At 46.3% G+C, this 12,321-nt stretch carries 9 protein-coding genes and 1 pseudogene; 6 read left to right on the forward strand and 4 right to left on the reverse strand.

Going from position 1 to position 12,321, the window contains the following annotated elements; genetic code table 11:
* Position 1 precedes the first annotated feature (1 nt).
* The 3 genes and pseudogenes from D0B88_RS08230 to D0B88_RS08240 all read right to left on the reverse strand — a co-directional run.
* A pseudogene (locus D0B88_RS08230) lies at positions 2-529 on the reverse strand (tRNA-uridine aminocarboxypropyltransferase); the annotation flags it as partial.
* A 164-nt stretch (positions 530-693) separates the two neighbouring features.
* Positions 694-1,242, reverse strand: a complete 549-nt coding sequence (locus tag D0B88_RS08235) for a PEP-CTERM sorting domain-containing protein (RefSeq protein WP_151056453.1) — start codon at positions 1,240-1,242, stop codon at positions 694-696.
* Between the two features lie 90 nt (positions 1,243-1,332).
* Positions 1,333-4,740: a glycosyl hydrolase gene (locus tag D0B88_RS08240; RefSeq protein ID WP_225318594.1), complete on the reverse strand. Its 3,408-nt coding sequence runs from the start codon at positions 4,738-4,740 to the stop codon at positions 1,333-1,335.
* A 274-nt stretch (positions 4,741-5,014) separates the two neighbouring features.
* On the opposite strand from D0B88_RS08240, the gene D0B88_RS08245 reads away from it, so the two are divergent.
* From D0B88_RS08245 to D0B88_RS08270, 6 genes are all read left to right on the forward strand, one after another.
* Complete coding sequence (locus D0B88_RS08245; RefSeq protein WP_151056455.1) at positions 5,015-5,476, forward strand: GNAT family N-acetyltransferase; 462 nt, start codon at positions 5,015-5,017, stop codon at positions 5,474-5,476.
* Between the two features lie 41 nt (positions 5,477-5,517).
* A complete protein-coding gene (locus D0B88_RS08250; protein WP_225318595.1) occupies positions 5,518-6,012 on the forward strand; it encodes a GNAT family N-acetyltransferase in 495 nt (164 codons plus the stop codon).
* Between the two features lie 47 nt (positions 6,013-6,059).
* Positions 6,060-6,746, forward strand: coding sequence for a DUF1349 domain-containing protein (locus tag D0B88_RS08255; protein ID WP_151056459.1), 687 nt, complete (start codon positions 6,060-6,062; stop codon positions 6,744-6,746).
* A gap of 234 nt (positions 6,747-6,980) precedes the next feature.
* Positions 6,981-7,874 (forward strand): sugar phosphate isomerase/epimerase, encoded by an 894-nt coding sequence (locus D0B88_RS08260; RefSeq protein WP_191966547.1) that lies wholly within the window; start codon positions 6,981-6,983, stop codon positions 7,872-7,874.
* Positions 7,875-8,043: 169 nt separating this feature from the next.
* Positions 8,044-8,970, forward strand: coding sequence for a glycerophosphodiester phosphodiesterase family protein (locus D0B88_RS08265; protein ID WP_151056461.1), 927 nt, complete (start codon positions 8,044-8,046; stop codon positions 8,968-8,970).
* A 262-nt stretch (positions 8,971-9,232) separates the two neighbouring features.
* Positions 9,233-9,700, forward strand: coding sequence for a hypothetical protein (locus tag D0B88_RS08270; protein ID WP_151056463.1), 468 nt, complete (start codon positions 9,233-9,235; stop codon positions 9,698-9,700).
* A 357-nt stretch (positions 9,701-10,057) separates the two neighbouring features.
* Here D0B88_RS08270 and D0B88_RS08275 read toward each other — a convergent pair whose 3' ends face one another.
* Positions 10,058-12,112, reverse strand: a complete 2,055-nt coding sequence (locus D0B88_RS08275; protein WP_151056465.1) for a TonB-dependent copper receptor — start codon at positions 12,110-12,112, stop codon at positions 10,058-10,060.
* Positions 12,113-12,321: the final 209 nt, after the last annotated feature.

Genomic DNA, 12,321 nt, shown 5'->3' on the forward strand with positions numbered 1-12,321 from the left:
GTTATGGCCTTTGATTGTGTTGCGCAAACGCCGTCGTTAATTGTTCCGCGAGGCTATTCAGGTTTCTCATTTTGCAGAGTTCAATAATGCACTCAATCGTGCATAGGCCACCTTCGGGTTGATTGCGGCGCAGGGTAAAGGTTGATGGATTTTGCGCAGTCAATACTGCCTTGGGCGCGCGTTGCAGGTAAGGGCTTTTGTTAAATATTTTTTGCGCTTCCTGCCAGGTGCTGTCGATGATAATAATGGTTTCAGCCTTATCGATAGTGCTGTGTGTGGCTTCGGTAATGGGTGAATTTTCAGCAGTGGGTGCAGCGTTATCCGCAGGGTAAAGCAGCAGCGCTTTTTCGGTAGCCAGCCAATTTAACAAGTTTTGATTGGGCTTGGTGCGCTCCCATATGACACGCTCGACATATTCACTCGCAAGATTTAACGCAATGATTCCCGTATTGGTTTTGCGCTGAACTTCGCGTTCATGGGTTAATAAAATAATGTGGAGTGGTGTTGGCATTAACGTCAGGTCACTTGTTGGGCAGTGGTCGGTTAATGTAAATGAAGTTCACCGGCAATTACAGTAGTTAATTATTGTTAAGCTAAAAGCAACAACGCCGCACAACAGCGCGACGTTGTTGTTTTAACCCTTTTTTGTTTAAGGCCTGACTGTTTAAGAATTGGCCGTTTAAATATGGATTGTCAGTTTTTCTTTCTGCGTGCGATAAGCAAACCGAATAAACCCAGACCTAAGAGTGCAATGGATGAGGATTCAGGCACGCTGCTGGTGCGGCTATCGCGAACGTACCAGGTATCCCAAGCCTCTTCCAGTGAACCGATATCAAGACCGTTAGTAATTAACCCCATGGATGCATCGCTTAAATCAATGTGATTAAAGTTGCTCCAATATTCCGAAGCAAAGCGATACAGCGAATGATCACCAAAACCGGAATCAGGATTGATGCTTGCATCGCCAATAATAAAGTCAGTCCAGTCAGGGCGCATGGTCCATTCCATTGCTGTTGCATAACGCCAACCTTCACTGGCGCGATATTCGGGCGCTTCAATATTGCCCTCGCCCCACTCACCAGTCCCAATAGGGCCAGCGTAAACCCAATCAAGGCCATTAAAGTTCAATAAAATATTTGCATCCGGAATCGCGGTGGAGACGTCGATGATTACGGCGTTTGCCTGAGTGCTGAGCAACAGGCTGGCGGTGATTGCAAAAGTAGAAATTATTTTTTTCATCATAAATATCCATTTTGGTTCAAGTTAACCATGCCACTGCCACGCTACTAACTAATAGCTGTGCAGTGGCATGGCGGATTAAGTAGTTAATTGTCAGAGTTTGGTAATGCGCAACCAGTTAATACTCCAGCCACCTTGCTGTGCATAAATACCAACATTGAATGTTCCCGCGTTGATATTCACTGTGTGGCTGATGGTGGTGAAGTTGCCCCAATCACCGGTTGCTGGAATCGCAGCGCTGCCCAATACAATCGAGCCGCCATTCAAATCCAGCGATAACATTCCACCGCTGGGGCTGGCAACGCGGTACTCCACTAAATAACTGCCGGATGATGGAAAGTTGATATTGGTAAACGCCATCCAATCGCCACTATCAATCGCGCCCACCACTTGCCCGCCGCCAACATCAGTGGTGGGAAATAATTCCAGGCCAGACATAAACGCAAAACTTTCTGCCTCAATAAACTGACTAAAGCTGGCAACCGAACTGCTGCTGGATGAGCTGCTTGCCGGTGTACTGGATGCACCGCCGCCACTCATCACCAGTTCAACCCATGCAGTATCGATGGCGCCAATGTCCTGCGCGATAGTCATAAAGTAGCGAACCGTTGCACCCGCGGGAATGCCCGTTAATTCATAAAAATTTGAATTATCGCTGCTGTGTGTCATGCGGAAATTTTGTTGCGGCCCACCATTCACCGTGAAATGAATATCCGCCCAGGCAGCGTTGTTGGCAAAAAAGCGCAGGCTGTCACCACTCAAAACTGTGTGACCATATTGATTGTTATTGGCTGCACTCGAACCCTGCGCGCTGCTCGATGACATTGCACTTGAGCTTGCAATGGCACTCGATGTTGTCGCTGATGTTGCTGCAGAAGTTGCAACCGAGGTTGCCACCGAGCTGCTGGCTTTTGATGAGGTCACACTGTTAGTCACCGAGCTTGCCACACTGCTGTTGCTGCTCCCGGTTGCCGGTGTACAACTGGTTGAGGTGGGCAATGCATCAGGCGTTTCACCGGTGCGTTTTATGCGAAAACTATTTGCCGGAACATTCAGTGTCATCCCATCGGAAAAACGCACGTACTGTGGGCTGCAACCAAAGTTGTAGGCGATGTAAGTCAGCAAACCATTTTTATTAAACGCAACGGCGCTGGGGCTGGACGCGGTTAAGGCACCAGTGCCTGTGGCTAAATGACCGAGTTGTTTGAGTGTGTGCACCCAGTGATAAGTGTGTGCTTTGGTTTCGCCCGCTTCGGGTGTGTAATTAAAATTGTAGGCGAGCATATCTTCCACGGCGGCTTCGCCATTGCTCATCGCCCAAATATTCCACCAGACATCGCGCCACTGATCATCAATTAAACCCGAGGGTTTGCCATTGCTGGATTGGCTCAAACCTAATTCAACGTAGTTATCCAAATAATCTGCATGTTGGCCAATGTGAAATACCAATGGGCTTAGGGGCAAACCTTGAATACCTAAAATGTGTGCGTAAGCACCGCTAAACCAGGTGGAAAATACATGGCCATTGCCCCAAATAATGGAGGTGGTCATTTTGGGGTAGGCGGAATCGAAGTTGTCGTAGTCGCCACCTAAACCACGGAAGCGATCAATGTTATTCCAGTATTCCCAATAGGCAGCGGTGGACGATGCGTGCAAATACATACCGCGATCTGTGATGGCTTTATTGCGTGTGATTTGTCCGTAAAGCACCATCGCGCCATAAGCATTCGCCGCTTCCGAGGTGGATTCGTTATTGTTGCCCAAGACAAAATTCGCATGGCCCGATGCCCAGGAAAAACCATTGGCGGGGTCAAAATTGCGCAAGTAGGGAAACAAATTGTCGTCGCGGGCGGCCGCGTAATCGCGAATTAATAATTCCACCATTGGCCCGTATTGGGTTGCACTACACCAGCTGGCTTCCACGCGACAAATTTCTGCAGCAGCGCGCACAAAATAGCCGTAGTGAAAATGGTGATCGTTTAATTGCTGTTGTGAACCGAAGGATTCGTCAAAACCAAGCAGCGTGTTCCAGTTGCTGTCGTAGGCAAAATATTTGGTGGTGTCCAAACTGCCGTTGGTATTTGCACGGAACCAATCTTCCAATTCGGCTTTCAGCCACGCAATTAATTGATCGGCTTCCACCGTCATACCAATTGAACGCGCAATTGCAGCGAGTTCAGCAACTTTTCCGTAATTTTTTCCTGCCCAATAGGTATCGGTAAAAGTGTTCCAACTGGCGGGATCCTGACTAATAAATTCATTCACTAATTGGCGTAAACGGGTTTCATCGTAGTCGCCAATATTTTCCGGCAAGTAGGGCAGCACACCCACAAACGGAATGGTGTAACTGAAATTTTTAGTCGCCGCAAACTTGGTAACGCCGCGTGCACTGCGTACTTTATAAGGTGTAAATGCTTGTTGCGTTGCATTTTTCCAGGCCATGGGCAGCAGGCCCGCCATAGTCGTTACCGGCGCGCCATTAAATTGATAAGTGTGAGTGACAGTCACTTTATTGCTGTTGCGATTAACTGCGTAGGTGATGTTGACCTTGTCCACCCGCTGGGTCGCGTGTTGGGCGAAATCCTGAATCATCGCGGTGGAAGGCATGCCGGATATTTGCGGAAGCAAGGTCACTGTCATGCGTTTACTGGCATTGTTCACACCAATCGTTGCGGTATTCGGGTTGCTGAAACTGGTGGCGTCGTGACCGGTAATTAAAAAATTATTGTGATTACCCGCAACGTTCGTCCATACCCCCAAGCTATTTCCCGCTTGATAAAACACTCCCTTTTCGCCGCCGTCGCCCGCTTTGGTGCGCAGTTGTAAATTACCTTTTAACGCCGTGAAATAAGCGTAAGGCGAGCCGTGTACAAAGGTGGCTTCCATTACCGCCGTGCCCGCACTTTGCCACTGCACGGTCACCGAACCATCGCTATAGTCTTTTAAATAAGCTTCAAGGTTGCTGTAATCGCTGTTACCAACGGCGATACCATCAAACACTTCATTAAATGGATCGGGAATGGAATATTGCGTCGCGGTTGGATTGGTGCGCAACCCGCCGGGTATTCCCAAAATACGCACGCCGCGATCGGTAATGCGTGCGGTCATTGGGTCTGGTGTGATGTAGCCAGCGCCGTTGGGATCGCCCACTTTCATCTCGCCCATAAATGAAATAGAGCCCCACCAGCGATGGGTCATGGTGTGTTTATCGGCAGCCGGTGAAACCAGTTGCGGGTAAATCGGGGTGGGCGAGCCAATCGGGTTGCAGCTACTCACGCCGGGTTTTACCAGCCCGGCGTTGTAAATCCAGTAGCCATAATCGGTTGCGCATTTATACCCGGCGGGGTTTGGACCATTAGCAATATTGCCCGCACCGTAGGGCGTTACATTGGCAAATGCACTCGGGGCAAGGGCGATGGGAGAAAGCGCGATAGAGGTAAAGGCAAGGGGCGCGATCACACCAGCCCCCCACGCACGTAGGGTTTGTCGTAACTGTTTCATGTTATTTCCTATTAGATGACCGTAATTATTGTTAGAAAATGGTGCCGCTTTTATCCTGACGCGAGCGGTGTCCCAATGTAGGTAGCTGAGCCGATGAAATCGTCCCAAATTGGCGGAGGAATGAAGGTGGGACGGTTCCACTTTGCGGAAAATGTGGCGGAATTCTGGGACAGGCGCGATGATGTGCGTTGTTGCAACGCATTCGATCTGAGAAAAAATCTGCTTATTCGTAACGGCGGATTATGGTGAGAGCAAGAACGACGGAGGCTAACCATTGAAAATAATTAATTTACGCTCAGCACCTGAGCATATTCCCACCATCGCGCAGTGGCATCACGCGCAGTGGGGCTATTTAAACCCCGGCGGCACAGTCGCAACGCGCATTGAAAAAATGCAGCGTTACCTTTCGGCGACGGCAATACCAAGTATGTATATCTGTGTAGATGGCGATAAGGTATTGGGCACGGCAGCCTTGGTAGAAAGCGATATGGACAGCCACCCGGAATTATCGCCCTGGCTGGCAAGCGTGTATGTGCATGCGGATTATCGTAAGCAGGGCATAGGCGCGTTGTTGGTGAACAAGGTAGTCGCCGTCGCAAAAACGCTCGGCTATAGCCCCATCTATTTATTCACCCCCGATCAGGCGCATTTTTATGAAAGTCTGGGTTGGCAATTTATTGCACAAGAATCGTATCGCGGTGGCGAGGCGACCTTGATGAAAATTGAGTTGGCTTAAAAACCTACAGGAAAATACCTAAATGCAAGGTGGCGATAAAAATGCTAGCGCTAAGGCAATTTGAAAAAACAGACGAGGATTTGCTGGTTTCATATTTGAATGACACCGCCCAAACACATTTTCTCTCCGCAAGAATCCCGCAGCCCTATACACCTGAAGCAGCACGCTGGTGGGTAGAAACAGGCAGCAAGCTTGGCATTACCCGCGCCATAGTCAGCAATGGTATTTTTGTAGGCTCAATAGGTGCCATTCCCGGTGAATTTGAAAAACAAAAAACAGCAGAAATAGGTTATTGGGTGGCAAGGCCATATTGGGGGCAAGGTATTGCCTCAGAAGCCTTGCAAAAGTTCACCCATTTACTCTTTGAAAGCACAGACCTAATTCGGCTCTATGCTTCCGTTATGGAAGGAAATGTAGCCTCTGCAACAGTTTTACAAAAAAGCGGATACAAACTAGAAGCTGTTTTGCAAAAAGCTATTTACAAAAATGGCTCTGTGTTTAATGAGCTGCATTACAGTAGGGTGCGGGATGAATAAGCTTGCTAATACTATTTTCTTAAAATGCTAACGATTCAAGGATTTTTATGATCAACTTCAAATGCTGTGGTTTATTTTTAGGCACATTTTTACTGTCGATATCCTCTTTCGCTGCGGAGGATTCGAAAACTATAAAGTTAATTACAATAAAATCTGTACCTTACGAAATGCGTATAGATAACCAGCTTGGCGAAGTGAAAGTGAATGCTGGGAATATTGAAATAACAGCCTTAAAAGGTACTGATTTATTTACCGATACAACAGGTGCAAAAAACGCAGATAATACACCAAGGCTACTGTTTGTACCTGAAGGTGATTTTATTTTTTCTGCCAAGGTTTCAGCTGAATTCGGCGAAACGCCCTATGATGGCGGAGCATTAATTGTTTATGCTGATTCAAAAAATTGGGGAAAACTACTCTTTGAGCGTTTTAAGTCAGGAAAAATTGGCATAGCTACAACCGTTACAAAGGGCAGCGGGGATGACGCCTATCATGGCACCACAGATTCTAATCACCAATACTTGAAGATCGTTAGGCATGACTCCTCTTACATTTTTTATACATCACAAGATGGCAAGGATTGGAATTTTGTACGTCACTTCGAGTTGAAATCCACAGTGCCAGTACATATCGGTTTTACTGCCCAGGCACCTTTGGCTGAAAATTTTATTGCGACCTTTTCCAATGTGAAATATCGTGCAGGAAAATTTACCAATTTCTGGCAGGGCGAATAGTCCCATTTTTCTGTTACCTTTCTAAATACAAAAAGGGCAGTTGGAAGGCGGGCGATGCATGGTGGGTAACGCCATAAATTCTATACTTCTTGAATCGCAGGGGTTCAAGTGTTCAAAAATTTGAAGTTTTGCTGAGAAAATTTAACCTCTACCTTCAATCGAGTTTGGCTTTTTTTGGCCGAGCTCGGTAAATATAGATAATAAAAATTGCAGCGTTTCACTGAGGAAGTAAAAATGAATCGAAGGAAATTTATAGAAACGATGGGGATATTAGGCGCGGTAGCCGTATTGCCGATGTCTGGCTATTTGGCGGCTAAAAAACCAAAATACAAAATGGGTCTTCAGCTTTTCTCTGTCAACGAAGATATGACTAAAGACCCCATCGGCACATTGAAAGCTGTAACTGCTATGGGCTACGAGGATTTTGAAACGTTTGGATTTGATGGCAAAAAAGGAACTTTCTACGGATATAAGTCTTCTGAATTCAAGAATATATTGGAGGATTTTCAGGGCACTGCTTCAAGTGGGCATTTTGGGTTTTCTGCTTATCTCGCAAAGCCCGAGGATGAACTTATGCGTTTCGTAGATCAGTGCATAGAGGGTGCCCGAGTTTTGGATATGAAATATATCACTTGGCCATGGCTAGCCCCAGAGCAGAGGACGATCGACAACTATAAATTAATGTCGAGAAAGCTAAACCTAATCGGTGAACGGGTAAATGCGGCAGGGCTTGGGTTTGCCTACCATAATCACGGTTTTGAATTTGAGGATCACGGTGGTGAAAACGGTTTCGATATCATTTTGAAAGAAACAGATCCTGCACTGGTAAAGCTTCAAATGGATATCTACTGGATAATGCATTCTTCCAAACGGTCCCCGAGAACTCTGATCAAAGAGCAGCCAGGGAGATACGTGATGTGGCACATAAAAGATATGGATAAAATTACAAAGGACTATACCGAACTGGGTAAGGGTTCTATTGATTATGCCGACATTCTTCCACATCACACCGAATCGGGACTAGAGTTCTATTTTCTGGAACAAGGCGGAAACTACGCCCACAGCCCGATGAGAAGTGCAGCGGACAGCGCTAGTTATTTTGTAAAGCATTTGCAAAATATTTTTTAAGGCACCCTAAAGACTCGACAATTATGAGAGGGAGACGTTTGTCTGCGTAGTTGTGCATCGATTCAGAAAATGAAAAATTATTTGGTAAACAATGGTTGAAAGTCTGTTTTAAAATTTTAGTACGGCTCCCAGTTTTTGGCATTCTAATAAATCGATAAAAGGACGCTTCATGTTAAAAAAATCCGCAATAATTCTAGTAACTATTTTAAGCGGATTTATTATTCTTGGTCTTGTGAGTGAACCGGAACTGCGAGAATCAGGCCAATTAGTCGCGTACCGAGGCGGCGGACAAATTATCGATTACCAAAAGCTTGGAGCGGACGGTTGTTCCGCTAGATCAATCGTTCAATCAGAAAATGTTCACATCGAAAATACAGCTGAGTCCATCAAGGATGCTGATAGTGCTGGGTTCAACGTAATCCATATCAATATTCATCGTTCAAAAGATAATAATTTTGTTCTATTCCATGATTGGACTTTAGATTGTGCTACGAATGGCAAGGGTGAAGTAAGGGATAGTACGGTCAGTCTGCTATCAGAGCTGGATGCGGGTTACGGCTATACTTTTGATAATGGCTTGCATTTTCCTTTTAGGGAAAAAGGATATCGCATTGACAATTTAACAGCGGTTTTAGATGCGTATCCAGACAAAACATTCTGGTTGAACCTCAAAAATAATGATGAGGAATCCTTTGTCGCTCTGAATGAGCTAATTAGTTCCAGTTATGGGAATCGATTATCGAAGTTTGTTATTTTTTCTAGCGAAAATGGAGTGAGTTGGTTTCGACGCGAAGCCCCGGCACTAAAGGCAATCAGTGTGGAATCGACCAAAGAATGCGTTAAAAAATATATGTTATATGGGTGGAGTGGGGTATTTCCAGAAGCGTGCTCGAACCGCCCTATACTGATTCCACCTGACAAAGCGAAATATCTTTGGGGCTATCCGAGACGCTTCGCAGCACTAGCTCAAGAGAATGGAAGTCGTGTCTATCTGTGGGCAGAACATACACCGTTGCGAAACCACAAGCTGGAAATTGAAAATGGTATCGGTGTGGTAACTGGTGATATCCATGGAGCTAAAGCTGTTTTTCGTTAATAAATCGTGCTGTTTTGCTTTATATCCAAATCTGAATAGCTGCACTTGATTAAGTAAGTCTGGTAAAGCCAGATAAAAGTAATATGCTGCCAGTGATGTGAAGCGCCAACCGGATTACTAATTTTTTAAAACACCAAATCAATTTTAACTATTTTATGTTTATGCAATTATAGGTCACCACAAACTTGCATCAGGAATGATGTGCGGCGTGAGGATATACGGCTTAGCTATCCAATAAACTGTTATGCAATGGGAGTTAATAGTGCATTTTGATCCAGAATTAGATGATGATGTACGAAAGGCTAGAGAGCGCTTTATCGAAAGTAGAGAGCGCCAGTTGCAATCTATCACCACAGAATCTGTAGAGCGGGCTCTCACATTTTTGTTTTCGGCTAATACGGGAAGCGCGGTAGCGCTTTTGGCATACATGGGGGCAATATCTTCTAATCCAGACATTGTTGAGTTTAAGGTTGCTTTAGCATTGTTCTTCTTAGGGGTAATGTTTATCGGAATATTTAGAGCCTTTGTCACCGAAATGTACGGTTCTATTTTTTGGAAGTACAAAAAATCAGTCGATAACTATCTCCAAGAAAGACAAGAGTGGGAAGATTTTTTTAGTGAGGTGAGCGCTCAAGTTGTGAAAAATAATATACCTAGGATATTCGTATATACATCATTTGTATGTTTTTTTCTTGGCTGTGTATTCGGTGTGTTCGGTCTATATGCATAACAAAGAAAGCCAAAATACTGGTTCAGAGCTCGTAGTTTGGGCGGCCATGTCCAACCTACATAAATGACAACTTCCCCTTCTTTTCGATAGCCGAAACGTGGCGGCTTGCTTCGCGAAGCGCTCCCTACGAAATAAATATTTGAGGCGACATAGAAAGCACCCGCATTGGACGCTCCTACCAAGTCTGTAAAAGTGTGCGTTATGCTGCGTAATCTATTTCAATGAAATAAACATGTTATTCATGCTGGTAAGGCGTGTTTAGCGAAGCGCGACGGTATGGGGTTGGAGATGGGATTTATGGCTGCAGTCCTTTGCAACCTATAATTCTTTTAATTATTTATTATTAATAACGAGTTTTTAATCGAAGGTTAATTGTGCTTTTAACCAGTAAGTTCTTCCTGGTTCATTGATGCGGGTGGTTTGGTCGTAACCTGCGATCATGGCGCCTGCTTTGCTGATGTGCTCTGCATAAGTTTCATTAAGCAGGTTATCAATACCGGTAGTGAGCAACAGATTTTTGTGCGCGCGCCAGCCAGCGTTAAGCGAGAGCACATTGAAATCTTCGCTTGCGCCTATGTCTTGTCCTGCGATATTGCCTTTGTTGATATCGACTCGTGTCTGTTCATCCGCAACGCGCCAGAATACACCGGCAGACCAAGTTGGGTTGTTGTAGTAGAGGCCGAGGCGAAGTTCGATCGGCGGGATTTGTGACAGGTGGGTATTATCTGTTTCGTTAGTGCCGCGCACACTTGCTACCGATGCTTCTGTGCGCCATGTGTCGGTCAATGCGTAGCTAAGGTCGGCTTCCATTCCCCAAGTTGTTGCATCTACATTGCGGGTGACAGTGGTACTTCTAGTGCTCGTTGGCCCCGTTGGTTTGTTCACGCGCGATTGGATCAGCAGGTAATTATCAATTTCGTTGTAGAACATAGAGACACTGCTTTTCAGGCGATGCTTGCTGTAAATCGCACCTATATCTAACTGGGTTGTTTCTTCCGCTTTAGCGTTGAAGGCACTAATAGAATCCAGCGATTCTTTGCTAATTAATTCCCAGTAGTCGGGAAAACGTTCGCTGTGGCCAATGCCGGTATAGACCGTAACCCTACGCCAATCTTTTTCGTAGCGTAGAAAGCCGCTGGATAAATTTTCATTGCGTTCTTCGCCTGCAGTGGGATTGACGTGTTGGGTATTGCCGATCATGCGAGTTGCTGCGCGTTGATCTTCTGCGCTCCAGTCGTCAACGCGTACCCCACCAATTACTCGCTGCTGCGCTGTTATGGTTTGCGTCCATTCACCAAAGACACCGAGTTGTTGGAAATGCGCATCACCAACGCGCGGCATATCCTGATAGGGCATCATCATTTGGTTTGAGGTGGAGCGGTTGGTGTGATCGTTCTTCTGGGTATCTGCACCGACTATCAGCTCGGCGGATGAGGTTGGGGTGAAAGTAGCTAGTAGGCGCGCGCCCTCGGTTTGACGATCGGGGTTGGAGGCCATTTGCATCGTCGTTCCAGTGCGTTCACGCAAAGTGTAATTATCCATCACGTGATCGACATAGTTGTAATAGACCTGAGTCTCCAGTTTTTTCCAGAAGGGAGTCAGGTTTTTCACAATCACTTTGGCGCTCAGGTTGTCACGCGCAAATTTTGAGCCGTCCATGCTGCGATCCGCATAGGCTGCTTCTGCATCGCTTTGGCTGCCGTTGATTTCGATAGTCAGGTCGTCGCTGGGTGTCCAGCCCAAGGCAAGGTTGGTATTCCAGCGGTCGTATTGGGAGTGGACTTCGTTACCGTCGCCATCCTGGTAATTATCTTGTTGTGAATGGCTGGCCATTGCGCGGAGATAAAAATCCGGGGTGCCGCCCTGGAGATCCATAACTTCATCATTGCGACCAAAACTGCCACCCAAAAGGCTGCTATAGAATTTCCAGCTGGGTTGGGCCATACGCTCCCGGTCGCGTTCAAAAAGAACGACACCGGCAGAGTTACCGGGGCCATGAATAACGGTTTGCGGCCCTTTGACCAAGCGAATACGGTCATAAGTTTCCGGGAATACATATGCAGTGGGCGGATCCATGCGGCTACCGCAGCCGCCCAATACCAGATCACCATCTAATAATAGCGACAGTCGCGATCCGGCCATTCCGCGAAATACCGGATCGCCGCTGGTTCCGCCTTTGCGGATTACGGAAAAGCCTGGAATTGTTTTAAGGTAATCCGCCCCATCTTGCGCGGGTAGTGGTTGTCTTGGCGCTTTGGGGTCGGTCTCGATGGTGAGTGGAGTTTCAGTTTTTACGCCAGTGATGACCATTTCTTCAGGCTTGGATTCATCCTTCGTGTCGGTATCGCCGTAAACAGTCGGGGCAAGCAATGTGCAAATAGCCAGACTAATCAGGCGGGATTTACTAGTCATAGTGTTCTCGGTCTTATTTATTAGTTGATTGAGAGAATGGAAAGTGAGCGGCGTTATAGAGGATGTCCCAGGCTTGCCACAATGCGCGCCCTATAGATTTTGGCTATGAACTATTGGGAGTGAGGTGGGGGAGGATCGATTTTTGGGGGCGACAATTTGCATCCCCAAAATACGATAGGCTTTATCTATGGTAATTCTGTAGATTGTGC

The organism is Cellvibrio sp. KY-YJ-3 (genome assembly GCF_008806955.1).
Taxonomy (GTDB): Bacteria; Pseudomonadota; Gammaproteobacteria; order Pseudomonadales; family Cellvibrionaceae; genus Cellvibrio.